The organism is Chania multitudinisentens RB-25 (genome assembly GCF_000520015.2).
Lineage (GTDB): Bacteria > Pseudomonadota > Gammaproteobacteria > Enterobacterales > Enterobacteriaceae > Chania > Chania multitudinisentens.
Genome location: NZ_CP007044.2, coordinates 2,779,814 through 2,798,730, shown reverse-complemented (window position 1 = coordinate 2,798,730; position 18,917 = coordinate 2,779,814). Strand labels below are relative to the sequence as shown.

Here is an 18,917-nt window from a genome sequence, read left to right as displayed (position 1 = left end):
AATACTACCTTGTTATCGAGCACTGCGATATCATACATAAACCACCTTATAAAATCGGAACCGAAATGACAAAAGGACATATATGTGAATGTTCACTGCTTTATTTTTCCTTATAGCATTTATTATTACTCTGAAAGAGCAAGACATATTTCCCGTTCACGCATTGAGGCTTAAGCTTAACCTCAGCGATGAAAAATAGTACCCCATTGATTTATTATCATAAAAAGCAGCATTATACATTACTACGAGCGTTGAAGTACTTTGTAGAGTAAAAATCATTTGAATTTTAATAGGAAAAATTAAAATCCAATTAATATAAAAAGTACTATAACTTTTGAACGCATAGGTAATCCTTGAGATTTTTATTTTGAAAGAGTCAGGACTGGCTTGATAAATTTTAACAACCTAAAGACCAGTTATCTTAGCCAATCTTTATTATCAGGAATAAGTATTCCAAGGTTTAACTTATTATATAGTACTGAAATATAGAGTAATCCTCCGACCACTCCATTATATAATGACAGACTCAGCTAATAGCACAACTCCCCCACCCAAAGTAACACTGGCGAAGAGCATTTTAGATAACGCATTAAAAATAAAGGTTGAGTACTCAATTAGCATTCAACCTTTCAGTAGTTATACATTCATCGATGAGTTACATGTGCCATCCAGCGTTTCTCGGCCTTACGAAACAGGCTGATCAACGTATAGGAGATAATCAGATACAGCACCGCGGCAATACCAAACGCATAAAACGGCTGATAGGTTGCTGCATTGATATCACGGGCGACCTTCAACAAATCCGGCACGGTGGCAGTAAAAGCCAGCGCTGTTGAATGCAGCATAAGAATGACTTCATTGCTGTACGCCGGTAATGCAGTGCGCAGCGCCGAAGGCAAAATGATGCAGCAGTACATTTTAAAACGCGAAAAACCATAAGCCTTGGCTGCTTCAATTTCCCCATGTGGCACCGAGCGAATAGCCCCGGCGAAGATCTCCGTAGTATAGGCACAGGTATTGAGCGTTAAGGCCAGAATGGTGCAGTTTAACCCACTGCGAAAAAAGGCATTAAGAAACTCGGTTCCGCGTACGATCTCTAGGCTATACATGCCAGAATAAAACACTAGCAATTGAACATACAGCGGAGTACCACGGAAGATATAGGTATACAACCACACCGGAAGGCGCAGCCAGGCAATCGAAGAAACACGGGCTATCGCCATCGGGATCGCCAACAATCCCCCCATCACCACCGATAAAATCAGCAGCCACAGCGTCACCGCCACCCCGGTAAAGCGATAGCCATCGCTCCACAACAGCGATTGCCAATATTGGTGCAGAATATCGATCATAATTCGGCCCTTTTCACACCCAGTGAATAACGCCGCTCAAGCCATAGCAACACGCCATTGGAAACGGTAGTAAAGAACAGGTACACCATGCCCGCAACCAGCGCGTAAAAGAAAGGTTGGTAGGTGCCCTTACCGGCCAACTGTGTCGCTTTAACCAAATCGCTCAGGCCAAGAATCGATACCAACGCCGTGGCTTTCAGGATCACCTGCCAGTTATTGCCAATGCCGGGTAAGGCAAAACGCATCATCGCCGGAAACAAGATCCGGCGGAAAATCTGGCTACCGGAAAGCCCGAAAGCCGTCGCTGCTTCGATCTGCCCGCGGGGAACCGCCAAATAGGCACCACGGAAAGTTTCGGTAAAATAAGCACCGTAGATAAAACCCAGGGTAATAATCCCCGCGCTTAACGGATCAATATCAATCTGAGAGAAACCGAGCATTTCAGTGAGGTTGTTCAAGACAATCTGTAGGCCGTAGAAGATCAGCAACATCAGCACCAGATCCGGCACACCACGAATCAGCGTGGTATAGGCACCAAATATCATGGCGACAACGCGATTTTGCGAAAGTTTGCCACCGGCACCGATTAAGCCAATCACCAGCGCCAGAAAAACAGAACTAAGGGCCAGCTTCAGCGTAACCAGAGCGCCCTCGAATATCAGTTGGGAATAGCCTTGCAGCATTTACTTCACCCTGTCGTCGTTAGGCCCCGAACCATCGGCTCCCCTTCTACGTCATCACACCGTAGTGAGGTTAAAACGGGCCCGGTAAGCCAGACCCGCAGCATGGTACAGAACGGGGGATTAGCCGCCGTAAACGTCAAAGTCGAAGTATTTTTTCGCGAACTTATCGTAGGCACCATCTTTACGCATTTCAGCAAAGGCTTTGTCCAAGGCCGCTTTCAGCTCAACTTCATCTTTACGCAGCCCCATGCCTGTACCCACGCCAAAGAATTTATCATCTTTCACCGACTCACCGGCAAAAGCGTAATTCTTGCCTGGCGGCTGTTTCAGGAAACCGTCGCTACCTGCCACTTCATCCTGAAATGCCGCATCAATCCGCCCAGAGGCCAGATCGGCGTACACTAAATCCTGGTTCTGGTAAGGCACCACCGTTACCCCTTTAGGTTGCCACATGGCATTAGCATAGGCTTCCTGCGTTGTGCCTTGCAGCACACCCACACTCTTGCCTTTCAGTGATTCTAAAGTAGGCAGAATCTTCGAATCTTTGGGAGCAATCAGGCGGGCGTTCGCCGCATAGAGTTTGTCGGTAAAGGCGATTTCCTGCTGGCGTTTTTCGGTGATAGACAGAGAAGAGATAATGGCATCAATTTTCTTTGCTTTCAGAGAGGGGATCAACGCATCAAAGTCGCTTTCCACGAAGATACAATGAGTATTTATGCGTTTGCACAGCTCTTTAGCCAAGTCGATATCAAAACCGACTAATTCCCCTTGAGCATTTTTCGACTCAAACGGCGCATAGGTTGGATCGGTACCCACCTTCAGCGTTGACGGTATAGCAGCCCATGCGCTGCCGATCGCACTCAAAGCCAAAACCAGAGGAAGAATCAAAACCTGCTTTTTCATAAATTACCCTCAAATTGATTTTTTTGATGCTGCTACAGACTTTATTTCCACCAAAATCAATTTGCAGTAATCGTGCCATATTGGCTGTTACGAGCCTGAGAAAACTATTCCGGCTTGCACAACACGTTTTCCTGGCACAATAACCGCAAAAAACTGTTCGGCCAACTTAGGCCGCACCATGGGTAACCCGCAAAAAACAACCCTGAAACAGTGAGTATGGTGAAGCAGGATCATTATGGTACATACTCTGCACTAAATCAGTGCTTGGTTGCAAAAATGTTTCAAATAAGATCTTAATTTGTTAATTAGCACCTTGCCAGCGCGTGAACAAATCTTGTGGTAACTCGATATCAAACTGATCGATCACACGATTCACAGTTTGATCGATAATATCTTCCACGCTCTGCGGATGATGGTAGAAAGCGGGCACCGGCGGCATGATCACCGCCCCCATTTCTGCCGCCTGCGTCATCAAGCGTAAATGCCCAAGATGCAGGGGAGTTTCACGTACACATAGCACCAGCGGGCGGCGTTCTTTCAGCACCACATCGGCGGCACGCGTCAGCAAACCATCGCTGTAACTGTTGACAATACCGGATAAGGTTTTGATTGAGCAAGGTAAAATGGCCATCCCCAGCGTTTTGAATGAACCAGAAGAAATCGTCGCGGCAATATCACGCGCATCATGCACCACATCGGCCAATGCCTGTACATCGCGCAAATTCAGCGGCGTTTCCAACGCTAACGTCTGCCGTGCGGCATGACTCATCACCAGATGGGTTTCCACATCCTCAATATCCCGTAATACCTGCAACAAACGCACGCCGTAGATTGCACCGCTGGCACCAGAAATACCAATAATCAGTCTTTTCATGAAGCAGGTCTCTGCCTGGAGATAATAGATTAGGATAGACAAAGTGAACTTTGTAGCAATCTGGGCCGATTAGCAAGCCGGTGATCTGATGCACCACAGCGGGCGCTATGGTGCATCTTTTTGGCAAAGGATTTCTGTGGCAATGCCGCGGTTAATGGCAATAGATACCCGCCCCCTTCAAGATGCTGGGGAGTTCAGGCCTACCTGCATCTTGCCGCCACTTGGGTATGTCACCTACCCTTCGTTGTGCATTTCCAGATTTTCAACTTCTGTCTGGCCACGCAACGCCTTGGCATCATCGTTACGCAGCGCTTCCAGATACTCCAGATAGCTTTGATCAACGTCTTTGGTAACGTATATTCCATCAAACACTGAACATTCAAACTGGGTAATATCCGGGTTATCTTCACGTACAGCTTCGATCAGATCGCCCAGATCCTGGAAAATCAGGCCATCGGCACCAATGAGCTGACGAATTTCATCCACTTCGCGCCCATGTGCAATCAGTTCGGTCGCACTGGGCATATCAATGCCATACACGTTCGGGAAGCGAATTTCCGGCGCGGCAGAGGCCAGATAAACGCGTTTGGCTCCTGCATCACGCGCCATCTCAACGATCTGTTCAGACGTGGTGCCACGCACAATGGAGTCATCTATCAGCAGCACATTTTTATCGCGAAACTCGGCACGGTTGGCATTCAGCTTGCGGCGCACCGACTTACGGCGAGCCTGCTGGCCCGGCATGATAAAAGTACGGCCAACATAGCGATTCTTCACAAAACCCTGGCGATAAGGCTTATCCAGAATGCGCGCAATTTCCAGTGCGATATCACAGGAGGTTTCTGGAATAGGGATCACCACATCGATATCCAGATCTTCCCACTCACGAGCAATTTTTTCGCCCAGCTTCTGCCCCATACGCACACGAGCACTGTAGACAGAGATTTTATCCATAAAGGAATCAGGGCGGGCAAAGTAAACATACTCGAACAGGCATGGATTGGTTTTTGGGTTCTCTGCACACTGGCGAGTAAACAATTGGCCTTTTTCGGTGATGTATACCGCTTCACCTGGCGCAACGTCGCGCAGGAACTCGAAGCCCAGCGTATCTAACGCAACGCTCTCAGAAGCCACCATATATTCACAACGGCCATCTTCCAGTTCGCGTTTACCGATCACCAACGGACGAATCCCGTTAGGATCGCGGAATGCCACCAAACCGTGGCCGATAATCATCGCCACACAGGCATAAGCACCGCGCAGTTGCTGGTGCATCGCCGCAACCGCAGTGAAAATATTGTCAGATTCCAGCGGGTAATGCTGGAAACGGTCAAGCTCGGTGGCCAGCACGTTCAGCAGGATTTCGGAATCAGACGTGGTATTGATATGACGGCGGCCACTTTCAAACAACTTCTGGCGCAGTTCATGGGCATTGGTCAGGTTACCGTTGTGGGCCAGCGTAATACCAAACGGCGAGTTGACATAAAAAGGTTGCGCCTCGGAAGCACTGGAGCTGCCAGCCGTTGGGTAGCGCACATGGCCGATCCCCATATTGCCCTGCAAGCGTTGCATATGCCGTGCTTCGAACACATCCTTCACCAGGCCGTTTGCTTTGCGCAGACGGAACCCGTTATGGGTATCAATGGTGACGATGCCCGCGGCATCTTGTCCACGGTGCTGAAGCACCGTCAACGCATCATAAATCGACTGGTTTACCGGCATAAAACCGGCGATACCGACAATACCGCACATGTTGTTTTTTCCTCTAAGCCGCTACTGCCCCGGTAAATGGGACGGTAAGAAACTCGACGTGCTCTGTAGGTAGTCAAAGAACCACCTGATGATGTAGCTGAACTGGGGAATAAGCCGCGACTGTTTCCAGTCTGCACTTTGCGACAGGGTGGTAAAGGTATCCAGAAAAAACAAGATTGCCGCTACGATCAACACGCCGCGCAGTGCACCAAAGCATATGCCCAGCACCCGATCGGTGCCCGACAACCCGGTTTTTTCTACCAGTGAACCAATCACATAGTTAACGATAGCGCCGACGATCAGCGTTGCGATAAACAAAATGGCAATCGCAATGCCGTTCCGCACCAGTTCATCTTCAAAACGTGTGAAATAGGCCGCAAGGTAAGGGTAGAAATGGCTGGCCACAAAGAACGCACATCCCCATGTCACCAATGACAAGGCTTCGCGCACAAAACCTCGGATCAGGCTCACCAGAGCCGAAAATCCAATCAACGCTAAAATGACGTAATCAATCCAGACCATGAACTATTCCAATAATGAATCGCCCCTTGCATCCCCTTTATCCTTCACGCTGCTTTGATACAGCTTGAATGCTATTGGGTATAGCCAATTCGCGGCGAATTCTAACAGAAAAAGAAAACGTTTGCGTAGAGGATTTCCCACCACGTAACAAATAAAAAACGGCGATAAAAAATTCTTAATCGCCGCGCCTACATAGGTTATCTGGCCTCTGAGAGGCCCATTTTAACTGATGACTCATCACAGCATCAGCCCCTTCTCAACAAAGGGGCCGTAAAGATGACGAATATATCAACGTGCGCTATAGGCTTTCACCTGCCCACTCAGGCCGCTGATCGCATTCAGTTCAGGCAGCGATGATTGCAGTTTCTGCTTGGACGCCTCCGGGCCGACGTAGATCCGGGTGAGTTCCCCTTGTACTGGCGTCGTAGGCACGGTGTAAGCCCGATATCCAGACAAACGCAACGACGCCACAATCTCATTAGCCTTGGCCGCATTTTTCAGCGCGCCCAATTGCACCACATAAGCCTGCCCCACTGGAGCCTTCTCTTCGGCCACCGGTTTAGGTTCCGGTTTCACTTCCGGCTTCGGCTCAACCTTCGGTGGTGGTAATGGTTTTGGCTTCACCTCTTCCGGTTTAACCTCTGCCGGTTTCTGCTTCGGCGGTGGAACCGGCGTGGTTTCGATCAGCGGTGGAGGTTCAACCACGGCCACGGGCTGTTGTTCGCGCGCCTGATTAGCCGCCTGCTGGGCCGCCGCTTCCGTAGCTGCCTGCTGTTCTACCAGAGCCCCCGCGCCTTCTGGGGGTTGAGCTGGCAGCGCCTGATTCGCTGGCGGCATGTCCGTTTCGTGTACATCGCCCGGTTTTGGCACCAGTGGGATTGCCGCAAACTCGTCCTCGTAGTGCTTCTTTTTCCCGTCCAGCAATCCCGGCAGGATGATTACCCCCAGGGCAACCAGAATCACGGTGCCAACCAGTCGGTTCTGAAATTTACTTGCCACTCACACTCCCCGCCTTTCGTCTAGCGCCGCCATCACCTGTGCCACGGTGTGGAACGAGCCACAGACGATCACAATATCCTGACTGTCTGCATCCTGCATCGCCTGACGCCAAGCTGTTTCAACATTGGCAAACTGCTGCGGTTGCGTTAAATGCGCCGTCAGCAATTCAACGCCGCCGCCACGCGCGCCTTCCAGCGGCGCACAATACCAGACATCAACCTGTTCACTTAGGCACGCCAGCGTCCCGGCAATATCTTTATCCGACAGCATCGCTACCACGGCACGCACCTTGCCACCATTGCGTGGTAATTTCGCCAAACGCCCAGCCAGATAACCTGCTGCATGTGGATTATGCGCAACATCCAGAATTAACAGAGGGTCTTGCTGAACAATCTGGAAGCGCCCAGGCAAAGCAGCCTGCTGCAACCCGGCAAAAATCGCTTTTTCATCAATCTCAAGTGCAGAATAGTGTAACGCAGCCAGCGCGGTTGCCGCATTCGGTAACGGAATATTTGGCATTGGCAAATTGGTCAGCCGCGCGCCATCGCCTGCCCATTGCCAGCGTTCACCCTGCTCGCTGAAGCTCCAGGCATCGCCACGGCGGTACAGGGGAGCCCCCAGATTTTCCGCCACTTGCTGAATGCTGCATGGCATATCCGGCTCACCAACGATCGCCGGTTTGCCGCTGCGGAAAATCCCCGCTTTTTCACGGCCAATGCTTTCCCGGTCGTTGCCCAACCAGTCGGTATGATCCAAAGCGATGCTGGTCACCACCGCCACGTCTGGGTTGACGATATTGGTAGCATCCAGCCGCCCGCCCAATCCGACTTCCAGGATCACCACGTCAAGCTTGGCCTGTTTGAACAGCTGTAAAGCCGACAAAGTACCAAATTCGAAATATGTCAGAGATGTAGCCCCACGTCCGGCTTCGATAGCGGCAAATGAACGGCAGTGTTCCGCTTCGCTCAGTTCCTCCCCTTGGATACGCACCCGTTCGGTGTAACGCACCAGATGTGGCGAACTGTAGACGCCCACGCGTAACCCGCTGGCCAACAGAATGGCTTCCAGGGTGCGGCAGGTGGTGCCTTTGCCGTTAGTACCGGCAACGGTAAATACCGTGGGGGCAGGAGTCAGCAAATCAAGATTAGCCGCAACGCTCTGTACACGTTCAAGGCCGAGTTCTATCGCCTGGCTGTGCAAGCGTTCCAGATAGCCAAGCCACGAATTCAATGGCGACATGGCTTGGGGAATTGGGTGGTTTTGCATGGTTCCCATCGCTAAATTTGGGCTTGTATTCGTCACACTTCAAGCTGCATGTGCGTTAGCTGCCCAGCCACACTCCAACCACCGTTTAGCACAAGAGGCGGCTGGATACCACACCGGTCAGTTGCCGGTGTGGTAGCTTCGTTGCCGATCAGGCGTCGGCCTGGTTTTCCTGGTCAACAACCGGGGCAACATCATCGAAATGCGGCTGCGGCTGGTTGGTCAGCTTGGAAAGAATGCTGGCCAATGTCTGACGCATCTCCGGGCGGCGTACAATCATGTCAATCGCGCCCTTCTCGATCAGGAATTCACTGCGCTGGAACCCCGGTGGCAGTTTTTCACGCACGGTCTGCTCAATGACGCGTGGGCCAGCAAACCCAATCAGCGCTTTCGGTTCGGCGATATTGATATCACCCAACATCGCCAGACTGGCGGAAACTCCGCCCATGGTCGGATCGGTTAACACTGAGATATACGGCAGGCCACGTTCCTGCATTTTTGCCAAGGCCGCACTGGTTTTCGCCATCTGCATCAGCGACATCAGCGCTTCCTGCATACGCGCGCCACCGCTGGCAGAGAAACAGACCAGTGGGCAATTGTCTTCCAGCGCTTGCTCAACCGCGCGAACAAAGCGCGCGCCCACCACGGAGGACATCGAACCGCCAATAAAAGCAAATTCGAAAGAAGCCCCCACCACGGGCATACCGTACAGCGTGCCTTTCATCACCACCAGCGCATCTTTCTCGCCGGTCACTTTCTGGGCGGCAACCAGGCGATCTTTATACTTCTTGGAATCTTTGAATTTCAGAGCGTCTTTGGGTTCCAGATCGCTTCCCAGTTCCACTGCGCTGCCTTCGTCCAGCAAAGTATGCAAACGCATACGCGCCGACATGCGCATGTGATGGTCGCACTTTGGGCAGACTTCAAGATTACGCTCCAGCTCGGCACGATAAAGCACCTGACCACAGCTATCACATTTAGTCCAAACCCCTTCAGGAATACTCGCCTTACGGGTTTGCGTTACGTTGCTCTTGTTAAGAATTCGTTCAATCCAGCTCATCGATGACCTTTCTGTTTGAACCTGGCAAATGCCAGTCCGCTGCCCATGCTTTAACAATCCTGCCTAAAACAAACCCTGTACCAAGTGCGCAGGTTAGCGCATGACAAGATTCTGTTTTCAGGGTTGTTCGCAGGGGCAGACCATAAATGTCGCTCATTAAACCATATCGGCCCAGCACTGTGGATAAAAAACTGGTCGAACCGATAGGTTAAACGATATTTTACTGTTTTTTCTGCTGGGCGGCCGCGCGCTTATGACGCCAGATTTCAATGATGCCCGGCAGAATTGAAACAAAGATGATCCCAACGATCAACAATTTCAGGTTTTCCTGCACAACCGGCAAGTCACCAAAAAGATACCCAGCATAAGTGAACGACAGCACCCAAAGTAGCGCACCAATCACGTTATAGGCAGCAAAATGGCGATAAGACATATGCCCCATCCCGGCAACGAACGGCGCAAATGTCCGCACAATGGGGACAAATCGTGCCAGAATAATGGTTTTACCCCCGTGTTTCTCATAAAACTGGTGCGTTTTATCCAGATAGCTCCGGCGAAAAATTTTTGAATTCGGGTTGCGGAACAGTTTCTCACCGAACAACCGCCCAATAGTATAGTTGACGGCATCGCCTACCACTGCCGCAATCACCATCAACACAACCATGGTATGCACATTGAGATCGTTGGAAGGCAGCGCCGCCAGCGCACCCGCAACAAACAGCAACGAGTCCCCCGGCAGGAACGGTGTCACCACCAGCCCGGTTTCGCAAAACAGGATCAGGAACAGGATGGCATATACCCACATGCCATATTGTGCGACCAACTCCGCCAAATGCACATCAATATGTAAAATAAAATCAACGACATACAAAATAAAATTAATGATAACGTCCATAAACTCTCTCATTTAACCAGGTAATTCTCTTACCCGGTGCAGGTGTCTATACCATCGGGTGGTTAATCATCAGCTAAAAACAACGGCCCCATCGCTGGCCGGGGTAAAGCAAACTGCTCAGGGTAATCGACGGCCACCAGATACAAACCCTCTGCCCGCGCCGTTGCAGCCGCCTGGTTGCGATCCTTCAGCGCCAGCAACTCAGCCATCCAGTTTTCATGCTGATTACCACAGCCAATTTCCATCAGACTACCGACGATGTTGCGCACCATATGGTGCACAAAGGCGTTGGCTTTGATATCGACCACAATATATTCACCGTAGCGCGTCACCTTAATCTGCTTGACGTTACGCCAGGGAGTGCGCGACTGGCATTGCACGGCGCGAAATGAGGTAAAATCATTCTCCCCCAACAGCGCCTGAGCTGCACGGTGCATGCGTTCAGCATCCAGCGAATGATAAAAATGCGTGACGCCCTGTTGTAATATCGCCGGGCGATAACGATGGTTAAAAATGATGTAGCGATAGCGGCGCGCTGTTGCACTGAAACGTGCATGGAAATCATGCTTCACTTCCGTTACCCAGCGCACGGCAATATCCGGCGGCAGGTGGCTATTCACCCCCATCGTCCAGGCCGCTTCTTGACGGCGGGCAGCGGTTTCAAAATGAACCACCTGACCGGTAGCATGCACCCCGGCATCGGTACGCCCGGCGCAAAACACCGTGATTGGCGCATCCGCCACCTTGCTCAAGGCTTTCTCAAGGCAAGCCTGCACGCTTGCCACTTCCTGCTGCCGTTGCCAACCGTAATAACGGCTGCCGTCGTATTCAATCCCCAGCGCAATTTTCTGCATTGGCTGGGTGGGTAATTCCGCCTCAGACATCAGTACATCTGCTCCTGCAACAGGCGCTCGGCGGTTTCAATCGCCATCAGTGCACCACCAAAACGCACGTTGTCGGCCACTGACCAGAATTGCAGTATTTCAGGGATACCATAATCGTTACGCAGGCAACCGATGCTCAACGCATCGCTGCCGGACGCTTCCGTGACCTGGGTTGGGTAATCGTCCTCTTCACTCAGTTGGATGTCATCCATCTGCTCCAGTTCGCTGCGCGCTTCTTCTGCGGCAATCGGGCGTAATGCTTCCAGATGCACCACTTGCGCATGCCCATAGAATACCGGTGACTGCACGCAGCTAACTGAGATTGGTAATCCTTCGTCCTGCAATACCTTACGTACCTGATCGACAATCAATCGCTCTTCACGCACGCTGCCCTGTTCATCAGCCAGTAATGGCAGCATGTTAAAGGCCAATTGCTTGGCAAACACTCCCGGTTCAGCAGGAATGCCGTTCAGCAAACGCGCGCTTTGCCCAGCGAGATCGTCCACCGCCACTTTGCCGCGCGCCGACACCGACATCAGCGTAGTGACATGCAAACGAGACAGCCCGGCCTGTTCGGTCAGCGGTTTAATGGCGGTCAACAATTGGCTCACCATGCTATCAGCCACCGCCACGATATTGCGGTTGCGGTAATCCGCCAACACCTGCGGGTTGACGCCAGGCACCACCAGCGGCACGTCCGGCTCTAGCGCAAACAGGCCGCTGGTATCAATCACCAGGCACCCCTGGTTGCCTGCCTCATCGGCATAGCGGGCGGCGGCCTCGGTGCCCGCCACAAAAAACGCCAACTGTGCCTGCGACCAGTCAAATTCTTCTGCGTTTTGCACCAACAGGGATTTACCATTGAAACGCACCGTTGCACCAGCCCCATTAGCGCTGGCCAAAGGATAGAGCTCACCCACCGGGAACTGGCGTTCCTGCAACAATTCCAGTAACGCTTCACCTACTGCGCCAGTTGCGCCAAGCAGAGCGATATTCCAGCCGTCAGACATTGGGTTTTCTCCAGAGTATTTCATTCACATGCAGACGGGCGATAACACCATCGCCCGGATAGAGGTTAACCCCATTTACTTAAGGCAACCTTAACTGAACGCCGAAGCCCAGTTTGTGCAGCAGCTCCGCGCTGGCGCTGTCATCACACTGTACCCGCAGTGATGACCATTCACGGCGCTCCTGATAATGTTTGCGCAGGCGATCAAATTCACCCGGTAGCCCAGCCACCTCACGCAGCGGTGCATCATCGCGGCGCACATCATACACCAAGTGCATCAATCGTTTTAACTTGCCTTCATCCAGCGGCCCGTTGAGGCGGATTTCACTGAACTCTGGAACCGGCAACAATGAGGCTAATTCGATTGACTGTGGCTGCCCCAGATGCTGGGCGAAGGCTTCGAACACCTGCGTTGTGCCACGGGCTTTCCCTTCCAGCGTGTAGCCCGCAATATGAGCAGTACCAATGTCCACCCAATCCAGCAGCGGCAGGGAAAGCTCCGGTTCAGGTTCCCATACGTCCAACACCGTGCTAAGCCGTTTACCTTGCTCCAGCACCTTAAGCAAAGCAGCGTTGTGTACCACGGCACCACGGCAAGCGTTGATCAGGATGCGGTCATCCGGCAACGCGTCAAGCAGATCCGCATTGGCTAAGTGCAGAGATTTATACGGCCCAGATTTGTTCAGCGGGGTATGGAAAGTCAGCACATCCGCTTCCGCCACCAGTTTCTCCAGCGGCCAGAACTCACCCACATCACCACGAGCGGCACGCGGCGGATCGCACAACAAGGTACGCACCCCTAACGCTTGCAAACGCGCATCAAGACGGGAACCGACATTGCCAACGCCCACGATGCCCACAGTTTTGTCGCGTAGATAAAAACCATCGCGTTCGGCCAGCAACATCAAGGCAGAAAACACATATTCGACCACTGCGATAGCGTTACAGCCGGATGCCGCCGAGAAACCAATACCGGCCTGTTGCAGCCACGCTTCATCAACGTGGTCAGTGCCTGCCGTGGCCGTGCCGACAAACCCGATACCCGTTCCCGCCAGCAGTTCTTGATTCACCTTAGTAACAGAACGCACCATCAGCGCGTTTGCCCCTGCCAACGCGTGGCGTGGGATCGGGCGGCCAGGCACGGCCTGTACTTCACCTAAGCGGCTAAACAGTTCAACCGCATAGGGCATATTTTCATCAACCAGGATCTTCACGTTATTCTCCGACGGGATTCGCGTTTCAGCTGCAAAATAGTGTGCCACCGAATGGCGCAGAAACCCAAGCGTTGTTATGTACGACGGAAACGTTCCGGCGTGGTGCCCGCAATCTGCTGAAACATCACGATAAACGCCGAAGCCGAGCTGTAGCCGACATCCAGCGCTACCTCCTGCACGGTTTTCCCCTGTTCGAGTAACGAAAGCGCATGCAAAAAACGCAGGCGCTGCCGCCATTCACTGAACGACATCCCCAGTTCCTGCTGGCAGCGGCGTGACAACGTGCGCTCCGTGGTGTACACCCGTCCGGCCCACAACGCCAGTGATGTATTGTCTGATGGGCAACGTTCCAGAGCTTGCAGCACCGGGGCCAGGAATTTGTCTTGCGAGGTTGGCAGATAGGTCTGTTGGATCGGTGAGATACGCAGTTGGTCGATCAACACCCGGCACAGACGTAGATCCTGTTTGGTTTTTGGTTCCAGCATCTGGCGCGCCAGGCAATGTTCGACAATCGAACTGAACACCGGCGACACATTGAGCAAGCAGGCCTGTTGCGGCATACCGGCACACAGCGATTTGGCAATATTAATCGAGCGAAACAGCGCGGGTTGGCGGTTATAGCTGGCATGTTCCACGCCAATCGGTAGCCAGACCGCAAACTCTGGCGGTGCCAGAAAACGCTGCCCAGCGATATTCAGGGCGATCACGCCAGTTTTTACGCAAATCACTTGCCCCCAATCGTGGCTATGCGGCAGATATTCGGTATCCGCATTGGTTTCTTCACTGTGGAAGAACAAAGTGCGCGGTGCTGCCACCTCTGCGGTGGGATAATGGCGGGTTTCGGCCATAGTGAGATTGTCTTGATTTCGCGAAAGAGTGTCTGATTATCACTATATATAATAAATCGGACAAGCGTAGACTAGCCAGCAAGTTATTTGTTGTTGAGAATAGTTATCATGAACATGCTTTTTCCACTGTTGGCCGTGCTCATTTGGTCGATTAACGCCGTCGTCAGCAAAGTTTCCGCTACGGCTATCGATCCGGCAGCCATCTCTTTCTACCGCTGGCTGTTGGCATTAATCGTACTGACCCCCTTCGCACTGCCGGGCGTGATTCGCCACTGGCCGACCGTGCGCGCCAATGGGTGGAAACTGATGATTCTGGGCCTGCTCGGCATGGTGCTATACCAGAGCCTGTCCTATTATGCCGCGCACAGCGTCAGCGCGCTGTTCATGGGCATTTTTAATTCGCTGATCCCATTATTAACCGTCTTAATCAGCATTGTGGTGCTGCGCGTAGCCCCAACGTTAGGGATCGTGCTGGGCAGCCTGCTGTCGCTCGGTGGCTTGATGTGGCTGGTGAGCGCGGGTCAACCGGGGCAGTTGCTGGAGCACGGCATCGGCCAAGGCGAACTGATGATGTTCGCCGCCTCAGCGTCTTATGCGTTATACAGCGTGCTGACCAAACGTTGGGCGATCGCATTACCCAACTGGCAATCCTTGTACGTACAAATACTGTTCGGCGTCCTGTTGCTGCTGCCCAACTTCCTGATGACGCCGGACGTACAACTTAACAGCCAGAACATTCCACTGGTTTTGTTCGCTGGTATTCCGGCTTCGATCCTCGCACCGTTTCTCTGGATACTGGGCGTCATGCGTCTGGGGGCCAATACCACCTCGATTTTTATGAATCTGGCCCCGGTATTCACCGCCATTATCGCCGTGCTGTTCCTGCACGAACATTTGCAAAGCTATCATCTGATTGGCGGTGGTATTACCCTGCTGGGTGTGATCTTGTCACAACGCTTGCGTACCCCGCTGGGGCGCAAGAAAACGGCGGAAACCACACAGACGGTCTGCAAAGAGTAATGTTCAAGTCAATAACGCAAAGCGCACCCGCACCAACAGGCCACCTAGCGTAGCCGAGGTCAACAGTTCCGGGCGGGTGCCATGGTAATGGGTAATATCTTTCACCAGCGCCAGCCCCAACCCGGCTCCCGATTGCTCACCTACGTTATCCAACCGATAGAACGGCTGTAGCGCGGCCTGGGTATGTTCCTGAGAAATACCCGGCCCGCTGTCTTCAATTTCCAACCATCCTTGCCGCTCTTCCATCATCAAGCGTGCAGTCACTATTCCATGACGTGGGGTGTACTTCAGCGCATTATCCAGCAGATTGGCGCAAAGCTCGGTCAATAACAGCCCTTCCCCCGCCACCCAACACACCGTAACGCCTTCATAGCCCAAGTCGATCTGCTTACTGCGCGCCTGTGGCAAACGGGAGAAACAGGCATCTCGCAACACCTGCGCCAGATTGACCGGTTGCAGCTGGCGCTCGGCATGGCGTTCATGCGCTTTCAGGCGCGAAAGATGCAGTAAGCGGTCGGTTAGCGCCACCGTGCTGTCTAACGTGATACTCATCCCCTCCAGGCTTTCACGCCATTGTTCAGGCCGATCGCTAGCCAGCGCAACGCCCACCTGGGTTTTCAATACCGTCAACGGCGTGCGGAGCTGATGAGAAGCATCGGCACTGAAACGCTCCTGGCGCGCAACCATCACCCGCAGCCGTTCAATATAGCGATTAAACGCCAGCAGCAACGGCTGCATTTCTGACCACGGCAACACCATCGGCAAGGGCGTCAGTTCCCCAGGATCGCGCCGCAGCATCATGCCGGAAAGCTTGCGCAGCGGCCTCAGCACTTTTTTCAACAGTACGTAAGCCAAGGTAAGCGTCAGTATCACCACCGTCCCTTGGCTGAGCAACGCCGCCAACAGCATCTGCTGCGCCAGATAGCGCCGGGATTCCAGCGTTTCCGCCACCAGAATGGTGGCCATCCCCATCACGCCGGATTCATTCACCGGCTGAAACAGCGTTGCAACGCGGATCGGGCGGCCACGATAGTGCGCATCGTAAAAATGCACCAACGCCGGATAAAGGCTTGAACGCGGAATATAAGCGGGCATCACCGGCAGATCGCTGTAACCAGAGATACTTTTGCCTTCTGGCGAAATCACCTGATAGTAAAGCTGATCGTTCATATTGCGCTCAAAGCTATCGAGCATCACGTAGGGAACGTCCACTTCCAACCGCTGATTACGTACCACCAGCCGCTCTGCCACCGTGCGTGCCGAAGCCAGCAGGGTGCGATCGTAAGCCAGCGTTGCAGCATTCATCGCGCTGAAATAGTGGGTATAGATCGAGATCCCTCCCAACACCAATAACGGCAAGCCAAAGAACAACAGTAACTGATAGAACAACGAACGCGGGGCTTTAAACCATGGCATCGCACAACTCCAGGCTGTAACCCAGGCCACGCAGCGTCACAATCGCCACATCACTGCCTTGCAGCTTCTTACGAACCCGGTGCACATACAGTTCGATACTTTCCGGGTTCGCCTCATCAGAAAGGGTAAATACCTGCTCAAACAGCTGCTGTTTAGCCACGGGCCGGCCACGGCGATGGATCAGGGCGGTCAGCACGGCCAGCTCACGCGGCGTCAGTTGCAATGGCTTATCTTCCAACAGGAAATACCCTTCATCATGGTAAGTCAGCCTGCCGAACTTCAACGCTTGCTGTATCACGCCAACGCTGCGGCGCAACAGTGCCCGGATGCGGGCTTCCAGTTCGTCCAGCTCAAACGGTTTGGTGAGGTAATCATCAGCGCCCAGATTCAGCCCTTTCACCCGGTCAGCCACGTCGGTGCGCGCCGTCAGCAGCAATACGGGCAATTCCTGCCCGCGTTTGCGTAACCGTGCCAGCAAATCCAGGCCATTCAAGCGTGGCAAAGCCACGTCCAGCACCACCAGCGCATAGTTTTCGTTCAATAACAGATGATCGGCCGCCAGCCCATCCACGGCCACATCCACCGCAAAACCCAGGCCAGTCAGTGCCTTTTGTAACCAATGGGATAACTCAGGGTGATCTTCTACCAACAAGAGACGCATATCACATCCTGTAAACTTTCATTGTCAATGAAAGGTAAATGAAAGGTTATTGTTTTAACAATTTAGCAACTCCGTGTCAGCGGGAATTCTCACAATCTGCAAGAAAAACCAATGGGGAAGGCAATGAAAAAAACAATCAATCTTGCGCTTACCGCAACTGCTCTGTTGTTCACTACCGCTCCGGCGTTTGCTATTGAGGCACCCAGCCGCACTGAATGTATCGCCCCGGCCAAACCCGGCGGAGGATTCGATCTCACCTGCAAACTGATTCAGGTTTCATTACAGGAAACCAAGGCTATCGAAAAACCCATGCGTGTCACCTACATGCCCGGCGGCGTGGGGGCCGTCGCCTATAACGCCATCGTCGCCCAGCGACCAGCAGAGTTTGGCACCGTGGTGGCATTTTCTGGCGGTTCATTGCTGAATCTGTCGCAAGGAAAGTTCGGCCGCTATAACGTGGATGACGTGAAATGGCTGGCCGCCGTTGGCACCGATTACGGCATGATCGCGGTGCGCACTGATTCGCCTTATAAAACGCTGCCAGACCTGATGGATGCCTTCAAAAAAGATCCGAACAGCGTGGTGTTTGGTGCTGGTGCTTCCATTGGCAGCCAAGACTGGATGAAAACCGCGTTGCTGGCGCGTGAAGTGGGGATCGATCCACATAAAATGCGTTACGTGGCATTTGAAGGCGGTGGTGAAACCGTTACCGCCCTGCTGGGCAATCATATTCAGGCTGTTTCCGGCGATTTGAGCGAAATGGTGCCTTATCTGCAAGGCGATAAAATCCGCGTGTTGGCGGTGTATGCCGACCAACGCCTACCGGGTGAATTGACCAGCGTGCCTACCGCCAAAGAACAGGGATTCAACCTCGTTTGGCCGATCATCCGCGGTTTCTACGTGGGCCCGAAGGTCAGCGAAGAAGAGTATCAATGGTGGATCGACACCTTCAAGAAAACCATGGTTACTGACGAATTCAAAAAGCAGCGCGATTTACGCGGCCTGTTTGAGTTCAACCTGACTGGCCAGGAACTGGATACCTACGTGAAAAACCAGGTGAATCAGTACCGCGAGCAGGCAAAAGACTTCGGTCTGGCCAAATAACCCAGAGGTATCCCCATGAGCGATCGCATTTTTGCCAGTGTCTGGTTATTGCTATGTCTCGGTGGTTTGTTCATCGGTTGGGGCATTCAAACCGAATACAGTTATGAACCCTTGGGGCCACGCCCCTTCCCGCTAGCCATTCTGGGCCTGATGGTTCTGTGTGCAGCTCTGCTGCTGTTAAGCAGGCCACAGCTCATCGAATGGCCCAATAAGAAGGTACTGCAACGTTTGCTGGTGCTGATCGTCACACTGATGTTGTACGCCTGGGGATTTGAGTGGCTCGGCTTCCCGCTGGCAACGGCGTTGCTGACCTTCAGCATCGGCCTGCTGTTCCAGGCTACGGTAATCGCCGCCTTAATCTCTGGCGCCGTAATGGGGGTATCACTATTTTACGCCTTTGATCATTTACTTGATGTCACACTGCCACTCGGCGCTTGGCTGAACTAACGGAGGCAATA

The 18,917-nt window shown here is 52.7% G+C and carries 19 protein-coding genes; 3 read left to right on the top strand and 16 right to left on the bottom strand.

The genetic code is table 11. From position 1 onward, the window contains the following. Positions 1 to 644 precede the first annotated feature (644 nt). The 14 genes from Z042_RS12280 to Z042_RS12215 all read right to left on the bottom strand — a co-directional run bounded on the left by Z042_RS12280 (position 645) and on the right by Z042_RS12215 (position 14,258). On the bottom strand, positions 645 to 1,352 hold the full coding sequence (locus tag Z042_RS12280) for an ABC transporter permease (protein WP_024914499.1): 708 nt from the start codon (positions 1,350 to 1,352) through the stop codon (positions 645 to 647). Continuing rightward, positions 1,349 to 2,035 (bottom strand): histidine ABC transporter permease HisQ, encoded by a 687-nt coding sequence (locus tag Z042_RS12275; RefSeq protein WP_024914498.1) that lies wholly within the window; start codon positions 2,033 to 2,035, stop codon positions 1,349 to 1,351. Before Z042_RS12275 ends, Z042_RS12280 begins: the two co-directional genes overlap by 4 nt. 120 nt (positions 2,036 to 2,155) lie before the next feature. After that, on the bottom strand, positions 2,156 to 2,938 hold the full coding sequence (gene argT / locus Z042_RS12270) for a lysine/arginine/ornithine ABC transporter substrate-binding protein ArgT (RefSeq protein WP_024914497.1): 783 nt from the start codon (positions 2,936 to 2,938) through the stop codon (positions 2,156 to 2,158). A gap of 301 nt (positions 2,939 to 3,239) precedes the next feature. After that, complete coding sequence (locus Z042_RS12265; protein ID WP_024914496.1) at positions 3,240 to 3,812, bottom strand: UbiX family flavin prenyltransferase; 573 nt, start codon at positions 3,810 to 3,812, stop codon at positions 3,240 to 3,242. A 234-nt stretch (positions 3,813 to 4,046) separates the two neighbouring features. Next, positions 4,047 to 5,564 carry an amidophosphoribosyltransferase gene (purF, locus tag Z042_RS12260; RefSeq protein WP_024914495.1) on the bottom strand — a complete coding sequence of 506 codons (1,518 nt, stop codon included), beginning with the start codon at positions 5,562 to 5,564 and terminating at the stop codon, positions 4,047 to 4,049. Positions 5,565 to 5,585: 21 nt separating this feature from the next. Then, complete coding sequence (cvpA, locus tag Z042_RS12255; RefSeq protein ID WP_024914494.1) at positions 5,586 to 6,086, bottom strand: colicin V production protein; 501 nt, start codon at positions 6,084 to 6,086, stop codon at positions 5,586 to 5,588. A gap of 288 nt (positions 6,087 to 6,374) precedes the next feature. Beyond that, positions 6,375 to 7,085 carry a cell division protein DedD gene (gene dedD, locus Z042_RS12250; protein ID WP_024914493.1) on the bottom strand — a complete coding sequence of 237 codons (711 nt, stop codon included), beginning with the start codon at positions 7,083 to 7,085 and terminating at the stop codon, positions 6,375 to 6,377. Further along, positions 7,086 to 8,351, bottom strand: a complete 1,266-nt coding sequence (folC, locus tag Z042_RS12245) for a bifunctional tetrahydrofolate synthase/dihydrofolate synthase (protein ID WP_024914492.1) — start codon at positions 8,349 to 8,351, stop codon at positions 7,086 to 7,088. It abuts the gene before it with no gap. Positions 8,352 to 8,499: 148 nt separating this feature from the next. Beyond that, entirely contained in the window at positions 8,500 to 9,408 is a 909-nt protein-coding gene (gene accD / locus Z042_RS12240) for an acetyl-CoA carboxylase, carboxyltransferase subunit beta (protein WP_024914491.1), read from the bottom strand. Between the two features lie 220 nt (positions 9,409 to 9,628). Further along, positions 9,629 to 10,303 (bottom strand): DedA family protein, encoded by a 675-nt coding sequence (locus tag Z042_RS12235; RefSeq protein ID WP_417903505.1) that lies wholly within the window; start codon positions 10,301 to 10,303, stop codon positions 9,629 to 9,631. A gap of 62 nt (positions 10,304 to 10,365) precedes the next feature. Next, the gene (gene truA, locus Z042_RS12230; RefSeq protein ID WP_024914489.1) at positions 10,366 to 11,187 is read right to left on the bottom strand and encodes a tRNA pseudouridine(38-40) synthase TruA; all 822 of its coding nucleotides are present in this window, start codon (positions 11,185 to 11,187) and stop codon (positions 10,366 to 10,368) included. Then, positions 11,187 to 12,197, bottom strand: a complete 1,011-nt coding sequence (locus tag Z042_RS12225; protein ID WP_024914488.1) for an aspartate-semialdehyde dehydrogenase — start codon at positions 12,195 to 12,197, stop codon at positions 11,187 to 11,189. Before Z042_RS12225 ends, truA begins: the two co-directional genes overlap by 1 nt. 79 nt (positions 12,198 to 12,276) lie before the next feature. Further along, positions 12,277 to 13,410, bottom strand: coding sequence for a DUF3410 domain-containing protein (locus Z042_RS12220; RefSeq protein ID WP_024914487.1), 1,134 nt, complete (start codon positions 13,408 to 13,410; stop codon positions 12,277 to 12,279). A gap of 74 nt (positions 13,411 to 13,484) precedes the next feature. Then, positions 13,485 to 14,258, bottom strand: a complete 774-nt coding sequence (locus tag Z042_RS12215) for an AraC family transcriptional regulator (RefSeq protein WP_024914486.1) — start codon at positions 14,256 to 14,258, stop codon at positions 13,485 to 13,487. Between the two features lie 108 nt (positions 14,259 to 14,366). Here Z042_RS12215 and Z042_RS12210 point away from each other — a divergent pair, with 108 nt between their 5' ends. Beyond that, positions 14,367 to 15,278 carry a DMT family transporter gene (locus tag Z042_RS12210; protein WP_024914485.1) on the top strand — a complete coding sequence of 304 codons (912 nt, stop codon included), beginning with the start codon at positions 14,367 to 14,369 and terminating at the stop codon, positions 15,276 to 15,278. A 3-nt stretch (positions 15,279 to 15,281) separates the two neighbouring features. Here the strand turns inward: Z042_RS12210 and Z042_RS12205 are convergent, their stop codons facing one another. Further along, on the bottom strand, positions 15,282 to 16,694 hold the full coding sequence (locus Z042_RS12205; protein WP_024914484.1) for a sensor histidine kinase: 1,413 nt from the start codon (positions 16,692 to 16,694) through the stop codon (positions 15,282 to 15,284). Beyond that, positions 16,681 to 17,355 (bottom strand): transcriptional regulator TctD, encoded by a 675-nt coding sequence (gene tctD, locus Z042_RS12200; RefSeq protein ID WP_024914483.1) that lies wholly within the window; start codon positions 17,353 to 17,355, stop codon positions 16,681 to 16,683. Before tctD ends, Z042_RS12205 begins: the two co-directional genes overlap by 14 nt. Positions 17,356 to 17,478: 123 nt before the next feature. On the opposite strand from tctD, the gene Z042_RS12195 reads away from it, so the two are divergent. Next, positions 17,479 to 18,459 carry a Bug family tripartite tricarboxylate transporter substrate binding protein gene (locus Z042_RS12195; RefSeq protein ID WP_024914482.1) on the top strand — a complete coding sequence of 327 codons (981 nt, stop codon included), beginning with the start codon at positions 17,479 to 17,481 and terminating at the stop codon, positions 18,457 to 18,459. 15 nt (positions 18,460 to 18,474) lie between these two features. Continuing rightward, on the top strand, positions 18,475 to 18,906 hold the full coding sequence (locus Z042_RS12190; RefSeq protein WP_024914481.1) for a tripartite tricarboxylate transporter TctB family protein: 432 nt from the start codon (positions 18,475 to 18,477) through the stop codon (positions 18,904 to 18,906). The last annotated feature ends 11 nt before the right edge of the window (positions 18,907 to 18,917 follow it).